This is a genomic window from Paraburkholderia sp. MM5477-R1 (genome assembly GCF_050436385.1).
In the GTDB taxonomy this organism is placed as follows: Bacteria; Pseudomonadota; Gammaproteobacteria; order Burkholderiales; family Burkholderiaceae; genus Paraburkholderia; species Paraburkholderia tuberum.
Map to the genome: position 1 here is coordinate 816,065 of NZ_JBNDMC010000006.1, position 22,353 is coordinate 838,417.

Here is a 22,353-nt window from a genome sequence, read left to right on the forward strand (position 1 = left end):
CTCGCGTTTCATGGCACGTCTGCGCGTTTTTTTGGACCGTCACCTTGCGACCCACTACGGACATAGAAACCGGCGCCACCTGTACGGCGGCTTCCTTGGCAGAGGCGACGCCAGGATGTCCGCGTCTTGGCGCGAGTCATTGGCCCGACATTCTGGGCGGTCAAAGCACCCGCGTACGCGGTCCATCGTAGCGCCGGTCGTGATCGGCTATTCCAGTCATCGTTCAGGACATCGAGCGGGTGGTGCTGAAGGCCGGATGAGGCACCGCACACGAGAAAAGCGCGCGGCCGTCCTCACAGCGCCGGGGGCGGGCCAAAGAAGCCGACGATATGGGCAATGCGTCCCGTGGTGTCGAGTTCGCCGAAATCGCGCCCGTCGACGGCAACGGTTCCGTCGGGCAACATCATCTGCCAGGTGAAATGAATCTTGCCATGGTGCTGGTCGGCCCTGCTGGTGCGAACGAGTCTTGCGCCCGCATAGGCCCGATGGAAGCCGGCGATATGGGCATGGAGCGCTGCGCGGCCTGGCGGAACGGCACTCGTCGGATCCTCGTAGACGCCGCTATCGCCCCAGGATTTCTCCAGCAAAGCGGTGCGCGCCACCTCGTCCTTCTCGTTCCATGCGGCGCAATACGCGCCCACGATTTCGTCGAGCGTCATTGTTGCCTCCGGTGAAAGTATGCCAGCCGCTCGCGCGGCCACTTGTCTTGCTGCAGGCCGCGCCGTTGCGCCGCACGTGCGGACGATTCTGCTTCCGTTCTTGCCGCTTGCGCAAGCGGCACCAGAGGTGGCGCCAGGGCTTGCAGCCGTAGGTGGGCAAGAGAATGCTCAACCTGGATCTGCGAAGCGTTGGTTACGTCCAACGTCAGCGCCGTCACGCGTGGGTCAGTATTTGGAAGTGCGCCCCGAGTGTCCGCAAAAACTCTTTTCGCTCCTCTATTGAGAGCTTCTTTGACAAGGGCCTCACCGACGCCGCGGTTGGCGCCGGCGATCAAGACTGTCTTCTCCGCGATATTCATAACGTTCTCCCTTTAGTTGGTTGTCGGGCGCTCTTGGGACATCCATGCTAGTCGGGCAACGGAATGGCGGAGGCGAACACGCCGTCGGGATCGAAACGGCGCTTCAAGGATCTCAGCCGGGCACCGTTGCTGCCGTAGGCATCCCGAACCTGTTCTTGATCACGTGGTACCAGGAAATTGGCGTAGCCGCCTGGCAACGCAAAGGGGGCGAGGTTTTCCCAAAGCTCCTGCGCCCATTGCCGGTGCTCCGCGCCGTTACCCGCGTCGGGCTTCCAACCGGCGATGATCTCCACCATGAAATGTTCCCAGCGCAAGCCGAAAGCCATCTCCTCTGCAGCGATACGCGTGGCCGCGCCGCGGGCGTGGTGCCAGTTGACCATGGAATAGGGCGACGTCTTGCGGGCGACCGCCGTGATGATCGCATCGACGGCACCGGGCGTGAGCACGGGCAGTGAGCGCGTCCGGGTCTCCCAATGGCAGCCGTCTGCCGCATCCACCGCCGCGTCGAACAAGGCAAGCATGTCGCCGTAGGTCGTCGGCCCGACCTGGGCAAGCTGAGGTGTACCAAGGGCTTGCAAGTCACGTATGACCTGCTCGCCCCTGTGCTTGTCGCCATTCCAAAGCGGCAACAACAATAGCGTGGGCTGGCCATCCGGGCCGGACGGCATTCCCATAGATACACCGAGTTCGTCAGGCATGGTGGCCGCAAAGGCCGCGTAGCGGCGCAGCACCGATTCGGCCTCGCTCCAGGAATACACAATTGGCCCCGCGAGCATGTGACGCATCTCGTGCAGACGGAACCGCAGAGACGTAACCACGCCGAAGTTGCCGCCACCGCCTCGGATCGCCCAGAACAACTCCGGCTCCTCATCGGGACCGGTGGCCACGAGCCGCCCATCCGCAAGCACCACATCAGCGCCAAGCAGGTTGTCCGCTGCCAAACCGTATCGACCGTTGAGAGGGCCATAGCCACCACCCAGGGCCAGGCCGGCTACGCCGACTGCACCGCAGTTGCCCAATGCCGCGACTAAGCCGTGGGAGCCGGCGGCCACGGCCAGGTCCTTGGTCGTGGCGCCCCCTGCGACTGTCGCGACTCGCGAGTGCGGGTCCACGACTACTTGCCTCATCCTGGCGAGGTCAATGACGAGTCCATCCGGGCACAAGGCACGGCCTGCCCAGTCGTGCCCGCCGCCGCGCACCGAGAGCGGCAGGCCATTGCGACGCGCGACACGCACGGCTGCCTCGACGTCGGCGGACGTCTCACACACTGCAAATAACGCAGGCTGGTTCTCCACTGCTCCGTTCCATATCCGCCGCGTGCGAGCATAGTCATCGTCGCCGCGCAACACGACTCTTCCCTGCATCATGGCGCGCAGTTCACGCGCCGCGGTCAGCTCCGAAGCAGTATGTGTGGTCGCTACACTCATCAATTACTCCTCGTATGATTTCGCGTTACGATTGATTCGCGAATTTGGGGTACCTACCGGACGCCGATAATCATCGAATCCGGGCCGAGCAGCGGCTCGACCCGAACCTCCCGAAATCCAGCGTCGACAGCGTTCCGGATGGGCTGGTCTTCACGACGGGGAGTTTTCTCTACCAATCGAACCCGTCCATTGGCGGCCTGCAATCTCGAAGTGCATGTGAGTTGACCGGTCACATCAATACAACACCTTGTGGGCTGTCGTCATTCCATAAGCGGTACTGGGCGTTGCCAACAAAAAGTACGTAGGACTTACGTATGAATGTCACCGAGATATTGATCAAAAGCCGCAACTCACAGCCAGCTGGTCATCCAGGTCGACGACCTGATCACCTTCGGCCTTCAGTCCGGGCCCGACGTCCAGGCGGCGCAGATTGGCGACGGCAAGCTGGTCGACGCCCAGACTGCGGAGAGTGTCCTCCACACTGGCCCGAAGTTGCTCCGGACGTTGATCCGGCCCGGTGATCCGCCTGGCTATTCGGCTCAGGACTGGGACGCAGCTTCGATTCCGGCAACCGGTTTCCAGTTCGGCAGGGGCGTCACGTAGTGCAAATCGAATCTGCGCTCCGTGAATGCCCAGTGGCCGTCACGGCGCTCGAACCGGTCGTGATAAAGGCCGCTGATCTGGACCGGCCCCATCTCCGCATGGGTAACCAGCGCGTTGAGCGCCACCTTGCCCGTGGCGAGGTCGCCGTTAATGTCGATCAGTGGATTGGCCGTCCAGTGATGCATGTACGGGATCTGCGCCCAGTTCTTGTGAGCTGACTCGATGATGGCATCGATACCGGTACAGTTGCCGAACGCGTCGCCCAGTAACAGACTCGCATCGCTATGCCAAATGCTGCGTAGCAGTGCCTCATCGCGATTGTCGAACGCCTGACTGTATGCGGCGATGAGCCGGTCCAGCGCGAATTGGCTTTCGAGTGCATCGATCCGTGCAGCGATATCCTGGGTAGTCGCCATGTGTTCTCCTTGAACGTTTCATTGGCTGGTGATACAAGCAGTCCTCTTCACGGGCTCTCCCTCGACCTCCTTTCACTTTCGCGATACGCCCAAGCGCCATGTCGATGCAACTGACCACACGTCGGATCAGTGTTTGCCGAAGGCGAATGACATGTATCGGCACCCTTGATCGGAGCCGCGAAGCCTTGATGCGTCTGTTTGCCCTCTACGAGGCGAACTTATCGGCGCGTGTTGTGTTGGCCAGCAGGGACGGCGGCAGAGCGCATCCGGCGCTAAAATCTCATAGCGCCACCTCGCCTTATACGAGTTCCACGTTGTACCTTTCCAGCCAGTCCGACATCGCAAGTGCGTGATCGATGTCCGATCGTTCCCAACCAATACTGACTTCGTTCAGCGGTTGATCGATCAGCTCGCGGACCGCGTCCAGGTTGAAAGTCTTTGCCGTGCGCGGCGTCGAATTCGAGATCACGCTGTCCATGCCGTCACGCAACGCCTGTTCATACGCAGGGTCTTGCGTGGCGGGATAGGGGCTTTTCATGCGTGTGAGGATGGCTTCCGGCACGACGTCGCTGGCTGCTGCGCGTAGCAGGCTCTTCTCGCGTCCATCGAACGTCTTCATGCTCCATGGGGTGTTGAACACATACTGCATCAGTTCGTGGTCGCAGAAAGGCACACGCACTTCGAGGCCTACCGCCATGCTCATTCTGTCTTTCCGGTCCAGCAGGATCGGCAGCCAGTTGACGAGATGGAGGTGGCAGATCTCACGCATACGCTTCTCGACGCCGGACTGGCCGACATGCGGTACAGCGCGGAGTGCCTGGGCGTAACAGTCGGCCTCATACTCCTTCAGGCGAAGCTCCTGTGACAGGTCCGGCGACAACAACATGTCGAGCGTCGACGGCACAACCAGCATCCACGGGAAAGTGTCGAGGTTGACGGTTTCCGGCGTGTGGAACCATCTATAGCCGCCGAACACTTCGTCGGCTGCCTCGCCGGACAATGCGACCGTCGAATTCTCGCGTACTGCCTTGAAGAGCAGATAGAGCGATGGGAACAGATCGCTCCCCAACCATGCCGAGTCGAGCGCATCGACGACGGCACGCCGCACCTGCATGTTCGCGAGCTCGCGATTGTTCAACACGACCTCCGTGTGCCGCGTCTTCACCTGCTTGACGAATTCACGCACGAACGGCGTATCGGCGGTGTCACGGTACGCGTCCTTGACGAACTTCTTGCCATGATCCGCAAAATCTACAGAATAGGAGTGCACCGCGTTGCCGCTTCGTTGTCGCAATATCCGATCAGCCATCGCCGTGACGAACGACGAATCGAGCCCGCCCGAAAGCAGGCTGCAAAGCGGCACGTCGGCGACCGTCTGCTGGTGCATGATCCGGTCGAGGTGTCCACGAATCGTTTCGATCGTGACGTCTAGCGAATCGGTATGCTCGTGGCCCTCGAGCTTCCAGTAGCAGCGTTGGGCGATGCCATTGCGAGACACGCGAAGCACGTGTCCAGGCTTCACTTCGTGCATGCCCTCGTATACCGCGTCGCCGGGCATGCGGAACATGCTGATCACGTGCCGCAAGCCATCCAGCCCCACTCGTGGGACAGCTTCCGGATGAGCCAGAATCGCTTTCGGCTCGGAACCGAACAACACGCCGCGGCCGAACGGCTGATAGAACAGCGGCTTCACCCCTACACGGTCACGCACCAGCAGCAACTCTTCTTTACGCGCATCCCAAATCGCGAACGCATAGATACCAACCAGATGATCGACGAACGATTCGCCCCACTCGAGGTAGCTCCGCAGCACGACTTCGGTATCGCTTCTGGTCGTGAAGCGATGGCCGTGCTTTCTCAACTCGTCGCGTAGTTCAACGAAGTTATAGACTTCGCCGCTGTAAGTCAGGCATGCAATCGAGTTGCCTTCTTCAGCGGCTTGCATCGGTTGCGCCCCGCCTTCCAGATCGATGACGGAAAGCCTGCGGTGACCGAGTGCTGCATGGCGGTCGATCCAGATACCTTGTGCGTCGGGGCCACGCAGTGCCATCGTGCGTGTCATTGCCTCAATGATCGGTTTTTGCTCGTTCAGGTCGCGTTCGTAATCTACCCAGCCAGCGATTCCACACATTGTGCATCTCCCTTGCAATCTGAAAGACATGCAACGGGCCGATCGTCATCTAGCTATCTGAAATCAACCAGGTCCAGACGAAGCGGTTGCATTACTTCCTCGGATAACACCTCACAAGATAGAAAATTCCGCGGTATTTGGCGGATAGGTAGATGTCTGGTTCTGTTGACGATGTTGTGACACTCTGCTGGAGACAGAGCATTTGCAAAAGCGGCCAGAAGCGGTCATGCGCCTCCTGTTTCTTGACGGTCTTCCGGCGCACTCAGTCTTCCTTTGTTGTAGACGGCTCCCTGAAAACAGCATCGCGCCCTTCTCCCGCTGCACGGAATAAAGGCACTGCTACGGCTGTTTTCTAGCTAAGTCCGCTGAGTCGCGGACTGTCCCGCTCACAAGAATTCATCGTGGTGCACGTTACGCCGAGCAGGTGCTTTACTTCCAATTAACGTCGCAGGAGCTAGGATGCCGAATCGTTTTTCAGGTGAACGCGCAGTTGTCATTGGCGCAGGAATGGGCGGACTGCCCGCAGCACAGGCGCTTGCCGACTACTTCAGGGAAGTCGTCGTGCTCGAACGGGATGCGCTTCCGTCCGACTCGACGCCTCGGCCTGGCGTGCCGCAGGGCAAGCACCCGCATGGGCTGCTTGCCGGCGGCTTCAAGGCACTGTGCGACCTGTTTCCGGGTTTTTCATCCACACTCGTGCAGGCAGGCGCCCACTCGGTCGACTCGGGTCTCGAGGTATACCTTGAGTATCCCGGACAGGATCCGTTTCCGGCTCGCAGTCTCGGTGTAGCAACCTTTACGATGACGCGTCCGCTGCTCGAGCTTGCCGTGCGTCGTCGTGTGCATGAACGCCCGAACGTCGTCTTTCGCGACGGGTGTCGCGTCGTCGCCATCGGCGCCACGCCTGACGGCAATTCGGTCGCTTCGGTTTCGTACAAGACCGGCGGGGGCAAGCTGGAGATATTGCCGGCCGACCTCGTCGTCGATGCGTCCGGACGCGGCAAGCCTACGCTGGACTTACTTGAGGCTACCGGCCGACCCATGCCTGAGGAGACGGTCATCGGCGTCGACTTCGGTTACTCGACCGCGGTCTATACGATTGCGCCCGATGCGACTCCCGACATGAAGGTCATGTACACCATGCCCAAGGCGCCGGAAGAAAGCCGTATGGGTATCGTGCTTCTGCGTGAAGACGGCAAGTGGTTCGCGGCACTCGGAGGACGAGGCACAGACACGCCGCCCGCCGACGGCGACGCATTCGCCGACTACGCCGCAAGCCTGCCGACTGCCACCGTGTATCACGCGATCAAAAACGCCACCCTGCACGGCCACATCGAACAGTTTGCGTTCCCTGAAAGTCGGCGGCGTCACTTCGACAGTTCCAACGACTTTCCTCGCGGACTGATCCCGATCGCCGATTCAGTGTGCCGTTTCAATCCGGTCTATGGACAGGGAATGAGCGCCGCCGCGCAGGAAGCTGTCGTGTTGCGAAATCTGCTCGCGGCGCACGCCGGCGATGCCGATCCGCTTGCCACACTCAGCAGTGAGTTCCTGTTAGCGATCGAGTCGATTGTCGAGAACCCGTGGACGCTGGCTGCGTTGCCGGATCTGGCCTATCCCGACGCGCGGGGCAAACGCCCGGCCGATTTGGAGAAATCCATTGAGCACCATATTGCGGTCACCCAGGCGGCGCACCAGGATCCTGATATTCATAAACTGCTTATCGAGGTGTTGAACCTGTTGAAGCCGGTCAGCGCGTTAAAGGCGCCGGAGGTCATGCGCAAGGTGACGAGTGAAGAGGTCAAAGCGTGTGTAGGGCCACACGGCGCGCGGCGCAGCGAGCCTTCCGCCTCAGGCGCAAACCCAGGCTACGCAGATGCAAGCTAATCAGATGTCCATAGCGAAGGTCGCAGACGGGTTGCGTTCCGCCGCAGTGCCATACGTCAACCCAATTCTGACAGGAGCGCGTTCATGACCGAAGACATGCCGGACTTCAACTCATTGGCGAACCCGTATGAGCGGTTTGCTGAACCACTGACCAGCCGTTTTTGCGAGCGGGCAGCGGTTTTATCTGGCGTAGGCAGTAACGAGCAGGTGATCGACGTGGCGACCGGTACGGGCGCACTTGCGCTGATTGTAGCGGCTATGGGGGCCCGGGTTCTTGCCACCGATATCGCGCCTGCCATGGTAGCGCGGACCAGCGAACGATTACGTCCGTTCCCGGAATGTGAGGCGCGAGTGATGGACGGCGCTTCACTCGACGCTGGTGACGCGAGTTTCGACGCGGCGTTTTCGATCTTTGGCGTGATGTTGTTTGCGTCGTGGCGGGCGGGTTTGGCTGAGATGGTGCGCGTCGTGCGGGCCAATGGGCGGGTCGTTGTGGCAGCCTGGCCAAGCCGGGTTGGCGCCACGCCGATGGTGATTCTGGATGGCGTGTTCAGCCGCGTCTTCCCCGGCCGATCGCTGTGGGGCGAAAATGGCCTGAATGAGTGGTCGCAAACGAGCTTGCGAGGCGCCGTGATTGAAAGTGGCTGCTCCGACGTCACCGTGACGGTTTGCGAGACGATCCAAAGTGCTGCTTCGGTCGACGCCTTGTTGGAGGAATTCGGCCCATTATTTCACTTCGCGCCGAACTATGCGGCCTTGACAGACGAGCAACACGCGCGGCTCCAACCCGCTCTGAAAGCGGCTTTCCAGGCGTATGCAGAGTCGGACGGCTCAATCAACCTGCCTTCATCGGCGCTCATCGCAGTCGGGCGCAAGTCGAAATGAGGTGATGCCTGTGCGGACAAACTGCTCGACCTGCTCTTGTCGCAGATGGCTGCACAGACCAAACATTGGATATTGGCTGGAAACTTTGTTCCCGGGGCGTGGCGGGTATCGGGCGCGAGCGCGCTGACTGCCGACAGCTACGGAGCCTTGCCGCCTTGGTGACTTATCCCGGTCGCCGCCTGATCGGGAGTGCCTCTTCTGGCCTGAGGGAGGCGCTGTATCGCTTGCTTACACCAAACTATCGTGTAGTGCCTGAAGCCGAACTAGTGCCATGAGTTGGAAATTCGCATACGACACTTTGGCCAGCCATTCGTAGCCCCTAACAAAACGGGGAGCTAGCTGCATCAACGAGATGCGAAGTTGAAGGAGCGGTCGATGAGTACGATAAAGAGCTCTTTACGTCTGCTGGTCGAAAAATGGCTTGGGCCGACTGCGGCCATGTCGGCCCGGGTGACCCGGTTCGGCCGCATGAGATCAAATCAGCGGCGCTATGTATGTGTGGAGGCATTGCGGCCAGCAGGTACATTGGCAATTTATTTCTTCCTCCACGATGACGGTGTGTGGTGCGTGTTTCCACCTGCGGTCGAACGTCCTGCGATGAGCGTTCATGATTTGCAGCGGGATTGCGGCTCGCTGCTTGTTTAGCGAATTTATAACTCATGACATTAGCAATCTATTGCTGCGCAAAGATGCAAGACCACAAACCGTTCACTCCGCATAGTGGACGTGCATTTTGGGGAACGCAAGTAATCCGTTGCGACAGCAGAAATGCCGATGGTTTGCATCGCGACCACATCCGGTCTTGCGAAATGAGCTCCGGCATGCTCCACGAGGTCGCTAAATATTGGGGCCGTCGACTCGCTGGATCGAGCGCGGTGATTGTCAACGGTTCACAGCAACGAGTCGAACGTCCGGAGTTGGCCGCACGCGGTCCAATGATGCCCCCAGGGGAAAGCGGTAACATTGAAAGAGACCGGACGGCCTCGGCACGGGGACAGCCTGTTGTCGCCCCTCAATGGATTCGGACCCGCCACATCGCGCTCAAGGCGGCACGGACCCTGCTACAACTTTCGGAACAGTGAGCGGGAGAGTTCAATGAATGCTAACCACACAAGCGCTGACCTCCTCAGGTTGGCTGAAGTTCTCAGAGAAGTGGGATTCGAAGTCGTCGAACCGAGCGACTGGGCAAATGTTTCGCCGCGCTGGTGGAACGGCGCGCTTTGCCCACGGCCATTGCTCCTGGCGCGCTGCGATACCACCGAGAAGGTGAGTCGTGCATTGCGCGTAACCAACGACGCTCACGTCCCAATATCTATCTACAACGGCGGGCAGGACTGGGCCGGTCGCTCACTCCGCGAAGGCACCGTCATCCTCGACATATCAAGGATGGCGAAACTCGCGATCGACGCCGATAGTCGCGAGGTCATGATCGGCGGCGGTGTCACGGCAGCCCAACTCAATCAGGCTGCGGGCGAGCATGGCCTCGCGGCAGTGATCGGCAATGACGGCGCGGTCAGCATGACCGGCCTCGTCCTCGGTGGGGGGTACGGCCCGCTCATGACACGCTTTGGCCTGGCCTGCGACAGCCTTCTGTCCGCGGAGGTCGTGCTGCCTGACGGGAGGATTGTCGTCTGCGACGCGGAGCGCAACGCCGATCTGTTCTGGGCCTTGCGAGGCGGCGGTGGGAACTTCGGCGTCGTCACCGCCATGCGGCTGCGCCTGTACGATCCCGGAACGGTGCTCAGTGGCACGATAGTCTTCCCTTTGGCAGACGCGCGCGCGGTGTTGGCTCGCTTTGCGGACGTGGCAAGTCAGGCACCCGCCAATCTGTTCGCCTCTGCCGTCCTGTCGCCTGTACCTGATGGCAAACCGGTCGTCGTGTTTTCCATGGTCTGGTCAGGCGAGGTGGCGACCGGCGAGGCAATTCTGGCCAGGGTCGGGTCCGTGGGAACTCCGCTTCTCGTCAAGGCCGTTCCGATGCCAGCGTCAAGCCTCTTGTCTCTCACCGACGGGAAGCTCGCGCAAGGCCGCGGTTACGAGGTCGCGACCAGATGGTTCGACGCGCTCGGCCCGGCCACAATCGACGCTCTTGTCTCTGCGTTCGAGGCCCGTACCTCGCCGCTCACGTCAATCATCATTCACCACTGCCACGGAGCAGCAACCGACGTCGCTCCCGAGGATACCGCGTTTGGGATGCGCAAGCCTCACTTTACGGCCTTGATCTATGCGACCTGGACGCCTGAGAGGGATGACGCTGAACCCCATCGGGCGTGGGCACATAGGCTCAACGCGGCGCTTAGCCCGACAGCACTCCCGGGCGGGTACGCCAACCTGCTACCCGACACGTCCGCAGAACAAATCGCGCGCGCCTATGGACCTAACGCCGCGCGTCTAGCGAGCGTTAAAGAGCAATTCAACCCTTCAGGCGTTCTTAAGGCCATTCCACTCCCGTGATGCGAACACAAGACCGGCAGGAAGATATCACGCAACACCTATTGTAAGGCCACACTATGTTCGAGACGGAACTCTTCGCCGGCTGGGGCGACATGGATTTCAACTCACATATGCGCAACACCGCCTATCTCGACAAGTCGGTCGATGCGCGGATGCTGTACTTCGCGAAACAGGGTTTTTCGATGTCGGAGTTCATGAAGCTCCGTATCGGACCGGTGGTGATGAAGGACGAGATCGAATATTTTCGCGAGATCCATCTGCTTGATCGGATAACAGTAGGCTTTGCGCTCGCTGGCCTGTCTGCCGATGGAAGCCGTACGCTGTTGTGCAACGAGTTTCTTCGCGAAGGCAAGCTGGTGGCCCGCGTGACCTCAGCGGTTGGTTGGCTCGATCTGGAAAAGCGCAAGCTGACGTGTCCACCTCCCGCCCTGCTCGATGCGATGCATGCATTGGACAAGACCGAGGATTTTGTCGAATTGCCGAGCAGCGTAAACCGAGCGCAATCGAGTTGAGCCCTCGGCTCCGGTTCCGTCGGAGTTAAGTCCTGGTCCGGTCAGGCAACGCGCGCCTTTGGAAGACCAATGACCGTTTGAAGAGGAACGGACGTCTGAACGGCCGACCGGCGCTACGCCGAATGACACTTTGTGGCCGAAGCTTGCCGGTCATCCCGTCGCACGTGAGATTCGCGGCGTTGCGTCGCTGGTCGGACCGTGAACGACCCATTTGAGACGCTCAAGAAAGGTCTCCGAACGTCCGAACCAGGTACAACGGCCATTCCCTGACCATTAGACGTTTGGCGAAACGAGGGATCGGTTTAATGACTCAGGAGGTTAAATACACACTGCTGACCGGAAACGGATGTTGACGATAGACTACTCTCGGCACACCCATCGGCAATAGGAGAATTTCATGCCCCACGAACGAGTGACTATTCGAACTCGCGACGGCGAATGCCCCGCGAATATTATGACGCCTGCTGGCGAGGGGCCGTGGCCACCGGTGATTTTCTTTATGGACGCTGGCGGGATCAGGCCTGCGGTGCTTGAGATGGCACAGCGCGTTGCAAACGCCGGCTACGTCGTGTTACTCCCCGACCTGTTCTACCGCTACGGCCCCTACGAAACCCTCGTGCCAGAGGAAGTGTTTAAGGGCGACGTGCGCGCAATTCTAGGCCCATTGATGGCTACGACAGGGAATGATAAGGCTGCGAATGACACCGAAGCCTTCCTGGCCTATCTCGATGCCCGCAGCGATGTTACGGGCGCCAAGGTCGGCGCAATAGGTTTTTGCATGGGTGGCGGTATGGCGATTACCGCGGCGGCCACCTATCCTGATCGTTTTGTGACGGTCGCTAGCTTCCATGGTGGCAATCTGGCGACCGACGCGCCAACCAGTCCACACTTGCTCGTGTCCAACCTAAAAGCAGCGGTCTACCTCGCTAGCGCAGAGAACGATGACAGCTATCCGCCGGCGATGGCCAAGCGCCTGGAGAAGGCGTTCGTCGAAGCCGGTGTAAATTACCGCGCGGAAATTTACACCGCCACTCACGGTTGGATGGTGCCGGACTTCCCGGTATACGACCATGCCGCCGCCGAGCGCGGGTGGGAAGCGTTGTTTGCGCTGCTGAATCAAAACTTGGGCGGTTGAAAATTAGTCCGACGCCAGAATGGCGTCTTTGAATGGCCGGTTTCAAGTGCGGAAGCCGCCGCTCGAGCGTCCTTGCAAACGGCCAAGCGAACGTCCCTTGGTGGCCGGGACAGCGCCCGATGCAGACCACCGTCCGGAGGTACCTCGGTTCAAACTTCGGTCTGCTCTGCCATCTCAAGGGCATCGTCGACCTCGATGCCACGGTACCGCACGGTGCTTGCACGTTTGGTATGGCCGAGGAGTCATCTGAACGGCGCGGAGGTGGTGCTCGGTCAGCCCGGTGGCAGATCAACTCACCTACTATCACGACGTTGAGGTGAACTTGAGCTTGCTGCCCTTACTGAGGAGATCGGCCGCCTGTGCCGCCATCGATTGCACGATTGATTCCGCACCCGGGCGGTCTTTTAACAGACCCACAGCCTCTCCGCAGATGACTGCAACCGTATCCAGGTCGTTCCGAGGTCTCTGGTGCAAATAGCGCGGGGGGCGAATCGGTTAAGCTGTGGGGCTGAACGAATTGAGAACCGACGATGAGCAAGCTGAAGAGCCTGGACGAACTGTTCGCAGGCCGTCACTTTGACCGCGATGTGATCATTCTGTGTGTTCGGTTGTACCTGCGCTACAAGCTTAGCCTGCGCGATCTGGTCGAAATGATGGCGGAACGGGGTCTGTCGCTGGCGCACACGACGATCCTGCGCTGGGTGCGGCGCTTTTCGCCGGAGTTCGTCAAACGGTGGAACTGCTTTGGCAGGCCCACCGGCCAGTCGTGGCGTGTCGACGAGACTTACCTCAAGCTGCGCGGCAAGTGGGTCTATCTTTATCGAGCAGTGGATCGGGTGGGCCAGACGGTAGACTTCATGCTCAGCGCCAGACGCGACGTGAAGGCGGCAAAAACCTTTTTCAGGAAGGCAATCAAACTTCAAGGCCAGCCACCGAAGACCATCACGCTTGATGGTTATGCAGCCTCGCACCGCGCCGTGCGCGAGATGAAGGCCGATGGCTTGCTGCCTGAGGACACGAAGATCCGATCCTCGAAATATCTCAATAATTTGGTCGAGCAGGACCACCGCAACATCAAGTCCCGGACGAAAGTCATGCTCGGCTTCAAACGTTTCAGGAACGCAGCGATTACTCTCTCAGGTATTGAGTTGGTCCATCGTATTCGCAAGGGCCAATTCAGCCTCGCGAAGCTCGGCCTCAAAGATACCGCTGCGCCCGCAGTTTGGGAGGCCGTCCTGTCTGCTTGATGAGGTATCCTTTCTATAACAAAAATCTCGTCCGGACCGCCTATTTGCACCAGAGCCGCGGCGCTTAGGTGGCGCCCAGATTCGCGCTTCGTGCGCGGGCGGGAGAAGAACGAGCGGCGCAGCCTCGCTGCGGCGCCCGACGCCCCGCCATGTTGCCGGCTGCACAGCGAAGTCGCGCAAATCGGCGAGACCGCATCGCTGCGCACGTCCTCTCTACTGGTGCACGGTGCGCGGCCTTGGCCGCCCATTCGACCTGGCGCAGTGCTTCAGCTGCGGCGGGCGGCCGAAGTAAAGTTCATCGCTGCGCGACGCGCTATACGTCGCCAGCCCTGATCCTGCGGCCGGGCAATCAGCGCGGCCTTGCCTGCACCCGGAGCGTCGAAGAAAGTTGGCATTACGCCATCACCGGCCACCGGGAATTTCGTCAATCGCATCATTCGGTCAACGGCGACGGGTCCTTATTCGGGCAGGCGTCAAACGCGTCTCTCACCGGTTACGTCTTCATCCGCGCTGTAGACGGTCAATCCTTCTACTGGGTCCATCGGTGCTTCCCACGGGCACGCGGCAATGGCCCGCATTGCTGCTTCATAGCCCGCGCGCTGTCGGGAAGCAATGCCGGCTGGGGTGAAATCGATATCCTTCAACTGGTCGTCCCCGTCCAGGCGGGGCGCAGCAAGTTTGATCATACGCATGGTGGTCTGGCACCCCCAGGCGGCAAGCTCCTGGACTTCGGACGAGGCGCGCTCGGCTTCCGGCAAGCGCTTAACCAGTTCGCGGATCACATGGCGGAGACGGTGTATCTGCTGCTGACGCGCGATGTGACTGTCGGTGCGACTGGCGTACTGGATGTCCTTTTGCCGTTCCGAGATCTGCCATATGCTTTCCGGCTCAGGGCCGATCGGGTTCCACACCTGTACCGAGAAGATGACCGAACTCTTGCGGGGCTTGTCATCCAGCACCACCTCGACCGGGGTGTTGGAATAAACGCCGCCGTCCCAATACGGCTCTCCGTCAATCCGCACGGCCGGGAACGCGGGTGGCAGCGCGCCCGAGCTCATGATGTGCGAGGCATTCAGCCGTTGGTCGCGCGAGTCGAAGTAGCGCATCGCGCCCGTGCAGGCGTGAACTGCGCCCACGGTCAGTCGCGGATGCCCGGCGTTCAGCAGATCGAAGTCGACCAGCGAACAAAGCGTATCGCGCAACGGCGCAATCAGGTAATACGACGCTCGATCCACGCCGAGCCGGGCGAGCGGTCCGAGCCAGGATGCCGGATTGGGCTGGAAGAATCCCTCGATGCCGCCGCCGATGATCATCCATTTTGCAAAGATTTTGTCCCAGCCAGGCCAGGCAGCAGGCACGTCCAGGCGGGTGCGATCGGTCACCTGGTTCCAGAATTCCTCCAGCCGTCGATATCGGCGCTCCGGTGGATTCCCGGCGATCAAGGCTGCGTTGATCGCGCCAATGGAGGTGCCGATCACCCAATCCGGCTGTATGCCCGCTTCGTCCATCGCCTGATAGACACCAAGCTGATACGCGCCCAACGCCCCGCCACCCTGAAAGACGAGTACGACTTGCCCGGGCAACTCTGTGCGCGCTGGGGGGTTCACTCTCATCGATTGCCTCGCTGATCTTTTCGGTAGCGCGACCTGAGTAAGGCGCCCCACGCGCAGTTTCACAGTTGGGGGTAGCGGTGCGCGGGGCAAGCGCGAATCGATTGCCAGGATGCGATCCTGTTTCCTTGGCGTTGCGTGACGGCGTGCGACGATGGGACCCGAATGCCATTAGCAAGTGTAGGCGATCGACGCACGCTGACCTCCATTTCATCTGGCGACCAAGCGCGCTCAACCTCCGGTAGCGCATGGACTTTCTCAACCATGCGCCAATACTCTTCTTCGACGGACGCATGCCCATACGGGCCTGGCCAGTCGTTGCTGAGTACATCCGCCCAAACGTGTAACCCAGGAAGTCGAATTCCCCTTCCGGAACCTTGCAGATTTGTGTCTTCTCCTCGTTGACCGTCAGCTTCAGCTTGCCCATGATTGCGCGCAGTTGCAGTAAGGCCTCTTCGGCCTTGCCTCGCTTGCACAGGATCACCAGATCGTCCGCGTAGGTCACGATTCGACTGCCAAGAGTGCGCTGAAGTCCGAGCTTCTTCCATGCCAACACAAACCGGCGCATGTACACATTTGCCAGCAGTGGTGAGATGGGTGAACCGGCTACGCGCGTCCGCGATGAACTTGTCGCATGCAGCATTCGCCACCTGAGCCTCGGACACGATCCCGCTCAGTGCCGACACCTCGGCGGCCAGACTCTCGCACAGCGCGACTTTGCCGACGACGCCGCGCGCCGCGTGCTCAGCGAGGACGCCACGTGCGCCCTCCGCCTCGGCAAGCGCCGCGCGCATTGCGGATATCTTGAGCGCTAGACGAAGGCAGGCGTTGCTTTTCACCGCATCGAAAAAGTTGCGCTGCCCTGCGAGGTCTGCATCGGGTGACACCATTTGAGAAAGCTTGCTCATTGGAAATCTTCGATTCGGGTTGAGAAGGCCCAATACTCGCACCCGTCGAACGTGACACGGCTGAGCGTTTTCCAACTTCAGTAATCAAAATTGCAAACCGGCGTGGTTGCCTCGACGGACTGAACGTGGCACGCGCGCGCCCGCACGCGCGCTCCGTGCATGAAAATTCCGGTCAAACTCTTCGTTTTAAATCGTGCCGAGTTCCTGTATGCCTCAACCAGCAAGCGTTTGGTGGGCAATGTCGAAGTCGAAAATGCGCAAATAATCATGCGACTTGACCGACATGCAAGTGCGCCCGGATTGCTGCCGACCGAATGGCAACACGCCCCACAGTCTGTTCCGTATTGCAGATTGGCTAAAGGGTGCAGAAATTGCACCCGTCGCAAAGGGTGCAAACGGCGGCATAAAGGGCCCGACTGACGACAGAAAAGGGTGCAACAGCTATTGCGCCCGCAAATAGTAAGCGTGCCATCGAGAGGTTGGCGGATCGTGGTGCAATCATGCTTCCACCGTTGGGGCAAACGTCTTTCCTTGGGGCCGATGGTCGTCGGCAGACGGTCGCCGACGACCGCATCGGCAAGCGTGACAGCTACGTGATCGGCGCGCAACTCTCGCCGGAATTCACCGCGCGTCTGGTTGATCGCCGGCAGGAACTTGAGACGTAGGTCGCCAAGCCCGCGCTCGACTTGAACGACCGGATGGCGTTGCGTGCGGCGCTATTTCGGGGTTGCGCTAAAAAGGCGGCAAGCTCAATCGTCCGGCTGGCGCCGAACCGACAACCACGTCCCCGCCGGACAAAGGAGCCAATAGCCGCTCCACACGCGGCCGCGCCACCGCCAACGCAGTCCCGATCCCGCCCACCAGCCCCACCCCGTACAAGGCTAGGAAGCCCGTATAGGACATCGCCGGGGCGATAAGGCGCGCCACGCCTACAAAAGACGCATAGAGCCACGACACCGAACTGATGGCCCCCAACAAGACGCATATCGTCGCCGCCCGACGTGGGCGACGCTGCGGTGTGGTCAGCATCGGAAACGCGACTCGATGCAGCAGCAAGCCGTTCGCCGTCAGCAGGCATACCACTGTCAGCTTTGCAGCCAGCTTCGGCTTGGAGACCAGCACAGCCACGTGTAAGCCGGTGCCAAGCAGGATCATAGCGACGCCCGTTATCCAGAGCAGGCCGAGCAACCCTGCAATGGTACGTCCGGTGGTTTCCAGTCTGACGGCATCAATGCGCCGAGCTGTGAGCAGCGCCACGTCTTCCCGCAACACGCGCACGATGGCGAAGGCGAAGGCGAGGGTGTGGCTATACAACAAGAGCTGGCGAGCGGTGATGGTTAGCATGTTCATGACGGGCCTCACTTCCTTTTGAGGGTCTCGCCGACCGACTCCTGGCAGGCGGTGGGTGATCGTCTTTGGGGGGCGCGGCGTTCCATTTTCCGACCAGAGCCCACTGTGCCGACGGTTGCATTTAACGGCTTGCCGACTCGACCGTTCAAGGCGTCAATCCGGCTGGTGAGCGTGGCGGCTACTGCTCGACAAAGCTTCGCGAATCTGGCCAGCTCGATTTCTTATATGCGGCTGTCGATTCATCGTCCGTGCGAGCCGTTGGACTGCCATGGCGCAGTGCCAGGCCGTACAGTTCGTCAAGCTGCTTGTCTGTCGGGTATTCGAGGGCGATTGAGCCATACGTACGGGTGAGGGCGTCGAACGCTCTGGCTTCCGCGTCGGCAATCGTGGCGAACAGCGCCTCGTTCTTCGACATGAAAGCCACGGCCTTGACTGCGACCCGTTGGGCGCGTCGGGTAGCCATCGGGTCAGTTCTTGAACCAAAGGCGCGGCCAAGGAACTTCAGCAGCCGGTCGCACGCGCCATTCCTTTCCGTTGCCGCGGCCTTCAACGCGTCCTGCATATCTGCTTCGGCCTGGCCCGTGGCGCGCTGCGCGGCCATTGAAGCCTGACTCCGCGCATGGTCTTCCGGCAGTTCCGGGCGCTTCGTTGCGGACACAACCAACTTCAACAGTTTGGCGAACTTGCTCACGGTAGGTCTCTCGTAGGGTCTTGTCGTTTTTTGATAGTGCAAGGAAGATGATAGATGGGCCATATGTTTTTAGTATGCACCTTGGAAAAAGCCTGTTTTGTTGTGTTGGAAAACGAACATAACGAGGGCAAGTACAAAAAGGTTCTAGAGCTGCATGAAGAGGTTGTCCCCGCTATGTTTTTATTCAACAGCAGCGTATCTGTCCGCCCAAACCGGCTCCATGTACACGCCCACGCCGACGTCAGCGGCCTGTAGCACGCGCTTGGCGGCCCGCCAGTACGGACCGTTTCGCAGATATCACAGCACTGCTCACTGCGAGGCTGGGTTACGAATTCAGGGGATCAGGTCTGTCGCATGAAATTCACCCATGAGCGAGGCGGCGCGAGATTTCAGCCCGGCCATCGGGCGTCAGTTGCGGCCACGCGATTGAAGAAGGTCCGCGCATCACAGCAACTCCGTCCGTGAGCGCCTGCGCCGTTGCGCGCCATCTGTCGTCGCTCGTGCGATACAGCCAGCCTTCGCGAACGAGCAGTTCGAACAGGTCGCCGCGACGCAGATCGCCCCGTTTGGTGCGATTCCAAACCGTGGAATTGCTGCAATCAAAAAGCGCAGCAACGACTTCAACGGACACGCCAGCCGCGTTCGGCAGCGCGTCGAAGTCAGAGAGGGGTTTTTTAGCTTTCTTCGTTTTCATTGTATCGACGTGGAAATCGTCCGGGATTGGACGGGTCGATACGAATTTATGCTCGGAGCCTAGATTGGAAAACCTGCGTACGACGGAGGGCTTTCGACGCGGAAGGGAATGCGCTTGGGTCGCGTGACCACTCAGCGATTACCAAACGTTCAATTTTTTTCATGGCGGCATGGCGTTTTTCAAGCAATAGTTGTGATTTCCGCTTCCGCTCCTTGGCGGCGAACCCTTCTTTTTCAGCTAACGCCTTCGCTATTTCTCTGGCGGATAAATGTGAAAGGTGCTGTCTAAGTTGTTCCTGACGGTCCATGGCTTCCGCCGTCGTGACAGCTTCCATAGCCTCAACGGCCCAATAGATAGCCTGTTGCAATTCAAAGGAGATTGGAGGATGGGCCTTTGGATTCAGTCAGGGACACGAAGTCGTTTTCGTCGGAACTCGCGTGCGTGATGCGCGGAGCGACGCGGCTCAGTTCGGCCACCTGCGGTCATACATCGGCCGTAGACGCCAGACATTCGATGGGCTGTAGCGGTCTCGATAACGGACATTCTTGGTGAGTGCGGATCGCATAGGGACGCGCGTCCACATCTGAGAACAGCCGATTTGAGCCGCCTCATGCGCCGTTCGCGACCGCCTGCACCTCGCGCGCATACTGCGTGGGCGGCCGACCGACGTGCCGCGTGAAGGCGACGCTGAAGGTGCTGGCTGAACTGTAGCCGACGCGCTGCGCAATCTCGGCGATGCGGCCTTCATTGCGACGCAGCAGGTCCTTCGCGAGTGCCATGCGCCAAGTGAGCAGGTATTCCATCGGCGCAATGCCGACCGTGCGGCCGAAGCGCTGGAAAAAGGTCGAGCGCGAGAGCGCGGCCTCCTTCGCGAGTTCAGCAACTGTCCAAGCGCGTGTCGGATGTTCGTGCATCCCGCGGATCGCGGCCGCGAGGCGGCCGTCGGAAAGCCCGCGCACCAGGCCCGGCGACGCATTAGTCTGTGCCGCGGACCGCAGCGCTTCGATGAGCAGCACTTCCAGCAGTCGTGCGAGCACGACCTCGCGCGCGGGCCGCTGCTCCCGTGTTTCCTCTCGCACCAGTTGCACGAGCGTGGCCAGCCGCTGTTCGCCGCGCACATGCACGAGTTGCGGGAGCAGCGAGACCAGCAGCGATGCATCCGGTGAGCCGAAACTGCAGTGGCCGGCCACCATGCGCGCGTCGATGGGGCGATCGGGGTCGCCGATTCTGAATTCGCCGTCGCCCAGCGCGGCGGGCGGCCGCGTCTCGACGCCCGGCGATGGCGGCTCGAGGCTCGACATCGCTACGCCGTAAGCCGCCGGAATCAGGACAAAGTCGCCTGACAGGAGCTCGATGGCCTCATGTCCGTCGATCGCGATGCGGCAGCCGCCCTCGAGAATCACGCAATAGAACGGCTGGCCGGCGACCGAGCGGCAAATGTGCCAGGGACTTGCGCCGTGGACGAGCTTGGAGAACCGGGCGCCCGGCTGCAGCAGCGTCACGACTTCGGCCAACGGGTCGATCACCGCCGGACTCCTGCAAATGAAATTCGGATGATCGATTGTAGCAAGTACGGCCTTGGCGATCTATCGTACGGACACCTTGCCCACAGGAGTCCCCATGAAAACCGTACTGATCACCGGCTGCTCTTCCGGATTCGGCCTTGAGATCGCCCGTTACTTCCTCGCGCGCGACTGGCACGTCATCGCCACAATGCGCATGCCGCGCGCGGATGTGCTGCCGCCCGCCGACGGTCTGCGCGTGCTTGCGCTCGACATCACGGACCCGGACAGCATTCGCGCGACTGTCGAGGCCGCAGGGCCGATCGACGTCCTCGTCAACAACGCGGGGTTCGGCGCGGCCGCCCCGGTCGAGCTCATCCCGATCACGACGGTGCGCGAAATTTTTGAAACCAACACCTTCGGCACGATCGCATTGACGCAAGCGGTGCTACCCCAATTCCGCCAGCGCAGGGCCGGTGTGATCGTGAATGTCACATCGAGCGTGACGCTGAAGGCCCTGCCCCTGATTGCCGCATACCGTGCGAGCAAGGCGGCGGTGAACGCATTCACCGAGTCGATGGCGCTGGAGCTCGAGCAGTTCGGCATACGGGCGCGCCTGGTGCTGCCGGGACGTGCGCCCGACACCCGCTTCGGAGACAACGCGCGCGCGCACATGAGCGGCTTCGACCACGAAGCCTATACCGATCTGGTCAAGGAGGTTTTCGCGCGGGTCCTCGATACGTCTGCCCCGATCACCCGGGCGCACGACGTCGCCGAAGCGGTGTGGCGCGCGGCGACCGATCCGTCAGCGCCGATGCGCATTCCGGCCGGCGCCGACGCCGAAGCCTGGGCGGCCGAGGCTCACTAACCAGCCAGCGGCATCGCCCTGAGCTGAACTGAAAAACGGAACTGGCTTTTGCACGCTACAGCGCAACACCACAAGGAGATTGCCATGCAGGACAAACCCGTCGCCCTGGTCACCGGGGCCAATCAAGGCATCGGCCTTCAGATCGCCAAGGATCTCGCGGCACACGGCTTCACTGTGCTGGTCGGGTCGCGCAATCTCGAGCGCGGCGAGGCTGCGGCCAAGGAGGTGGGGCCGGACGGCCACGCACTCCAGCTCGACGTGACGGATCAGGCGTCGGTCACAGCCGCGGCGGAGCGCGTAAGCAACGAGTTCGGCCGCCTCGACGTGCTCATCCAGAACGCCGCCATTTCGAACACGAAAAAGCGGTCCGGTCAGTCCGTCGAGGAGTACGCGAAGACGACCCGCCCGGGCAACGTGTCCCCCGATGAAATGCGCGCGGTGTGGGACACCAACGTGTTCGGCGTGCTCGCCGTTTATCAGGCGATGCTGCCGCTTCTGCGCGCGACGCCGGGCGCCCGCATCGTCAACGTGTCGAGCGGCGTTGGGTCGCTAACGACGAACTCGGACCCGGCCTTCGCCTACCGTGCGATCTTCGGCCCCGTCTATCCGGCGTCCAAAACGGCTCTCAACGCATTGACGGTCGCCATGGCGATCGAGCTGGAACCGCACGGGATCAAGGTCAACGCTGTCTCCCCGGGCTTTACCAAAACGAACCTCAACGGCTATTCGGGCACCGAGACCGTCGAGGAAGGCGCTCGCGAAGCGGTGCGCGTCGCGCTGCTGGGCCCGGACAGCCCAACAGGGACGTTCACGCGCTGGGAGAATGAAACGATCCCGTGGTGAGGGAGTCGCAGGCGGTCGAAGGGATTGATGGATTAGGCCAGGGCGAATGCAAATCGGCCGTTCGCCTAAACAATCGGTCACTGCGTTGCGTTTTGCCGTCATCGGATTGATGTCAGCTGACCGGCCACTCGGCAAATTCGATGAGGCGACTGGCAGTTGCACCTCGGAAGCA

Annotated in this window: 23 protein-coding genes and 2 pseudogenes; 11 read left to right on the forward strand and 14 right to left on the reverse strand. The window is 60.7% G+C overall.

The features are described 5' to 3' along the window. Positions 1 to 293: 293 nt before the first annotated feature. The 6 genes from OKW35_RS22110 to asnB all read right to left on the reverse strand — a co-directional run bounded on the left by OKW35_RS22110 (position 294) and on the right by asnB (position 5,595). The gene (locus tag OKW35_RS22110) at positions 294 to 659 is read right to left on the reverse strand and encodes a nuclear transport factor 2 family protein (RefSeq protein WP_429553142.1); all 366 of its coding nucleotides are present in this window, start codon (positions 657 to 659) and stop codon (positions 294 to 296) included. Beyond that, entirely contained in the window at positions 656 to 1,018 is a 363-nt protein-coding gene (locus OKW35_RS22115; protein WP_429553143.1) for a hypothetical protein, read from the reverse strand. The genes OKW35_RS22110 and OKW35_RS22115 overlap by 4 nt, the downstream gene beginning before the upstream one ends. A gap of 47 nt (positions 1,019 to 1,065) precedes the next feature. Continuing rightward, positions 1,066 to 2,445, reverse strand: a complete 1,380-nt coding sequence (locus tag OKW35_RS22120) for an FAD-binding oxidoreductase (RefSeq protein ID WP_429553144.1) — start codon at positions 2,443 to 2,445, stop codon at positions 1,066 to 1,068. Positions 2,446 to 2,781: 336 nt separating this feature from the next. Then, the gene (locus tag OKW35_RS22125; RefSeq protein WP_221307583.1) at positions 2,782 to 2,925 is read right to left on the reverse strand and encodes a hypothetical protein; all 144 of its coding nucleotides are present in this window, start codon (positions 2,923 to 2,925) and stop codon (positions 2,782 to 2,784) included. A 59-nt stretch (positions 2,926 to 2,984) separates the two neighbouring features. Next, the gene (locus OKW35_RS22130; RefSeq protein WP_187614459.1) at positions 2,985 to 3,464 is read right to left on the reverse strand and encodes a nuclear transport factor 2 family protein; all 480 of its coding nucleotides are present in this window, start codon (positions 3,462 to 3,464) and stop codon (positions 2,985 to 2,987) included. Positions 3,465 to 3,762: 298 nt separating this feature from the next. After that, positions 3,763 to 5,595, reverse strand: a complete 1,833-nt coding sequence (gene asnB / locus OKW35_RS22135) for an asparagine synthase (glutamine-hydrolyzing) (protein WP_429553145.1) — start codon at positions 5,593 to 5,595, stop codon at positions 3,763 to 3,765. Between the two features lie 561 nt (positions 5,596 to 6,156). On the opposite strand from asnB, the gene OKW35_RS22140 reads away from it, so the two are divergent. The 6 genes from OKW35_RS22140 (at position 6,157) to OKW35_RS22165 (ending at position 12,468) form a co-directional block, all read left to right on the forward strand. Further along, the gene (locus OKW35_RS22140; RefSeq protein ID WP_429553146.1) at positions 6,157 to 7,482 is read left to right on the forward strand and encodes a hypothetical protein; all 1,326 of its coding nucleotides are present in this window, start codon (positions 6,157 to 6,159) and stop codon (positions 7,480 to 7,482) included. 84 nt (positions 7,483 to 7,566) lie between these two features. After that, the gene (locus tag OKW35_RS22145) at positions 7,567 to 8,367 is read left to right on the forward strand and encodes a class I SAM-dependent methyltransferase (protein WP_184062650.1); all 801 of its coding nucleotides are present in this window, start codon (positions 7,567 to 7,569) and stop codon (positions 8,365 to 8,367) included. 375 nt (positions 8,368 to 8,742) lie between these two features. Beyond that, positions 8,743 to 9,012, forward strand: a complete 270-nt coding sequence (locus OKW35_RS22150) for a hypothetical protein (protein WP_429553147.1) — start codon at positions 8,743 to 8,745, stop codon at positions 9,010 to 9,012. 450 nt (positions 9,013 to 9,462) lie between these two features. Next, a complete protein-coding gene (locus OKW35_RS22155) occupies positions 9,463 to 10,821 on the forward strand; it encodes an FAD-binding oxidoreductase (protein WP_429553148.1) in 1,359 nt (452 codons plus the stop codon). Positions 10,822 to 10,877: 56 nt separating this feature from the next. Then, on the forward strand, positions 10,878 to 11,333 hold the full coding sequence (locus OKW35_RS22160; RefSeq protein WP_184062656.1) for a thioesterase family protein: 456 nt from the start codon (positions 10,878 to 10,880) through the stop codon (positions 11,331 to 11,333). Positions 11,334 to 11,730: 397 nt separating this feature from the next. Beyond that, positions 11,731 to 12,468 (forward strand): dienelactone hydrolase family protein, encoded by a 738-nt coding sequence (locus OKW35_RS22165; RefSeq protein ID WP_429553149.1) that lies wholly within the window; start codon positions 11,731 to 11,733, stop codon positions 12,466 to 12,468. Positions 12,469 to 12,617: 149 nt separating this feature from the next. Here OKW35_RS22165 and OKW35_RS22170 read toward each other — a convergent pair. Then, a pseudogene (locus OKW35_RS22170) lies at positions 12,618 to 12,732 on the reverse strand (integrase); the annotation flags it as partial. A 275-nt stretch (positions 12,733 to 13,007) separates the two neighbouring features. On the opposite strand from OKW35_RS22170, the gene OKW35_RS22175 reads away from it, so the two are divergent. Next, complete coding sequence (locus OKW35_RS22175) at positions 13,008 to 13,715, forward strand: IS6 family transposase (RefSeq protein ID WP_429553824.1); 708 nt, start codon at positions 13,008 to 13,010, stop codon at positions 13,713 to 13,715. Positions 13,716 to 14,188: 473 nt separating this feature from the next. On the opposite strand, the gene OKW35_RS22180 is transcribed toward OKW35_RS22175, so the two are convergent. Both OKW35_RS22180 and OKW35_RS22185 read right to left on the reverse strand, forming a co-directional pair. Beyond that, positions 14,189 to 15,328 carry a patatin-like phospholipase family protein gene (locus tag OKW35_RS22180; protein WP_187614604.1) on the reverse strand — a complete coding sequence of 380 codons (1,140 nt, stop codon included), beginning with the start codon at positions 15,326 to 15,328 and terminating at the stop codon, positions 14,189 to 14,191. A 394-nt stretch (positions 15,329 to 15,722) separates the two neighbouring features. Continuing rightward, positions 15,723 to 15,968 (reverse strand): annotated as a pseudogene (locus OKW35_RS22185) (reverse transcriptase domain-containing protein); the annotation flags it as partial. Between the two features lie 765 nt (positions 15,969 to 16,733). On the opposite strand from OKW35_RS22185, the gene OKW35_RS22190 reads away from it, so the two are divergent. Further along, positions 16,734 to 16,898, forward strand: coding sequence for a hypothetical protein (locus tag OKW35_RS22190; RefSeq protein WP_429553150.1), 165 nt, complete (start codon positions 16,734 to 16,736; stop codon positions 16,896 to 16,898). Positions 16,899 to 16,965: 67 nt separating this feature from the next. Here OKW35_RS22190 and OKW35_RS22195 read toward each other — a convergent pair whose 3' ends face one another. Continuing rightward, complete coding sequence (locus tag OKW35_RS22195; protein ID WP_187613841.1) at positions 16,966 to 17,583, reverse strand: hypothetical protein; 618 nt, start codon at positions 17,581 to 17,583, stop codon at positions 16,966 to 16,968. 178 nt (positions 17,584 to 17,761) lie between these two features. Continuing rightward, positions 17,762 to 18,274, reverse strand: coding sequence for a hypothetical protein (locus OKW35_RS22200; protein ID WP_187613840.1), 513 nt, complete (start codon positions 18,272 to 18,274; stop codon positions 17,762 to 17,764). Between the two features lie 54 nt (positions 18,275 to 18,328). Between OKW35_RS22200 and OKW35_RS22205 the strand changes: the two genes are divergently transcribed. Further along, positions 18,329 to 18,529, forward strand: a complete 201-nt coding sequence (locus OKW35_RS22205; RefSeq protein ID WP_187613839.1) for a hypothetical protein — start codon at positions 18,329 to 18,331, stop codon at positions 18,527 to 18,529. A gap of 106 nt (positions 18,530 to 18,635) precedes the next feature. Here the strand turns inward: OKW35_RS22205 and OKW35_RS22210 are convergent, their stop codons facing one another. The 3 genes from OKW35_RS22210 to OKW35_RS22220 form a co-directional block, all read right to left on the reverse strand. Next, positions 18,636 to 18,968, reverse strand: coding sequence for a hypothetical protein (locus tag OKW35_RS22210; RefSeq protein WP_187613838.1), 333 nt, complete (start codon positions 18,966 to 18,968; stop codon positions 18,636 to 18,638). 46 nt (positions 18,969 to 19,014) lie between these two features. Further along, complete coding sequence (locus OKW35_RS22215; RefSeq protein WP_187613837.1) at positions 19,015 to 19,275, reverse strand: hypothetical protein; 261 nt, start codon at positions 19,273 to 19,275, stop codon at positions 19,015 to 19,017. 301 nt (positions 19,276 to 19,576) lie between these two features. Beyond that, positions 19,577 to 20,494, reverse strand: a complete 918-nt coding sequence (locus OKW35_RS22220; protein ID WP_429553151.1) for an AraC family transcriptional regulator — start codon at positions 20,492 to 20,494, stop codon at positions 19,577 to 19,579. Positions 20,495 to 20,588: 94 nt separating this feature from the next. On the opposite strand from OKW35_RS22220, the gene OKW35_RS22225 reads away from it, so the two are divergent. Next, a complete protein-coding gene (locus tag OKW35_RS22225; RefSeq protein ID WP_429553152.1) occupies positions 20,589 to 21,338 on the forward strand; it encodes an SDR family oxidoreductase in 750 nt (249 codons plus the stop codon). An 84-nt stretch (positions 21,339 to 21,422) separates the two neighbouring features. Continuing rightward, entirely contained in the window at positions 21,423 to 22,181 is a 759-nt protein-coding gene (locus tag OKW35_RS22230) for an SDR family oxidoreductase (protein WP_187613834.1), read from the forward strand. Positions 22,182 to 22,353 lie beyond the last annotated feature (172 nt).

Bases quoted from the DNA above. Each gene is read 5' to 3' on its own strand.
- OKW35_RS22110 (WP_429553142.1), bottom strand. From the start codon at position 659: ATGACGCTCGACGAAATCGTGGGCGCGTATTGCGCCGCATGGAACGAG.
- OKW35_RS22115 (WP_429553143.1), bottom strand. From the start codon at position 1,018: ATGAATATCGCGGAGAAGACAGTCTTGATCGCCGGCGCCAACCGCGGC.
- OKW35_RS22120 (WP_429553144.1), bottom strand. From the start codon at position 2,445: ATGAGTGTAGCGACCACACATACTGCTTCGGAGCTGACCGCGGCGCGT.
- OKW35_RS22130 (WP_187614459.1), bottom strand. From the start codon at position 3,464: ATGGCGACTACCCAGGATATCGCTGCACGGATCGATGCACTCGAAAGC.
- asnB (WP_429553145.1), bottom strand. From the start codon at position 5,595: ATGTGTGGAATCGCTGGCTGGGTAGATTACGAACGCGACCTGAACGAG.
- OKW35_RS22145 (WP_184062650.1), top strand. From the start codon at position 7,567: ATGACCGAAGACATGCCGGACTTCAACTCATTGGCGAACCCGTATGAG.
- OKW35_RS22150 (WP_429553147.1), top strand. From the start codon at position 8,743: ATGAGTACGATAAAGAGCTCTTTACGTCTGCTGGTCGAAAAATGGCTT.
- OKW35_RS22155 (WP_429553148.1), top strand. From the start codon at position 9,463: ATGAATGCTAACCACACAAGCGCTGACCTCCTCAGGTTGGCTGAAGTT.
- OKW35_RS22160 (WP_184062656.1), top strand. From the start codon at position 10,878: ATGTTCGAGACGGAACTCTTCGCCGGCTGGGGCGACATGGATTTCAAC.
- OKW35_RS22165 (WP_429553149.1), top strand. From the start codon at position 11,731: ATGCCCCACGAACGAGTGACTATTCGAACTCGCGACGGCGAATGCCCC.
- OKW35_RS22180 (WP_187614604.1), bottom strand. From the start codon at position 15,328: ATGAGAGTGAACCCCCCAGCGCGCACAGAGTTGCCCGGGCAAGTCGTA.
- OKW35_RS22190 (WP_429553150.1), top strand. From the start codon at position 16,734: ATGCTTCCACCGTTGGGGCAAACGTCTTTCCTTGGGGCCGATGGTCGT.
- OKW35_RS22195 (WP_187613841.1), bottom strand. From the start codon at position 17,583: ATGAACATGCTAACCATCACCGCTCGCCAGCTCTTGTTGTATAGCCAC.
- OKW35_RS22205 (WP_187613839.1), top strand. From the start codon at position 18,329: ATGGGCCATATGTTTTTAGTATGCACCTTGGAAAAAGCCTGTTTTGTT.
- OKW35_RS22210 (WP_187613838.1), bottom strand. From the start codon at position 18,968: ATGAAAACGAAGAAAGCTAAAAAACCCCTCTCTGACTTCGACGCGCTG.
- OKW35_RS22215 (WP_187613837.1), bottom strand. From the start codon at position 19,275: ATGGACCGTCAGGAACAACTTAGACAGCACCTTTCACATTTATCCGCC.
- OKW35_RS22225 (WP_429553152.1), top strand. From the start codon at position 20,589: ATGAAAACCGTACTGATCACCGGCTGCTCTTCCGGATTCGGCCTTGAG.
- OKW35_RS22230 (WP_187613834.1), top strand. From the start codon at position 21,423: ATGCAGGACAAACCCGTCGCCCTGGTCACCGGGGCCAATCAAGGCATC.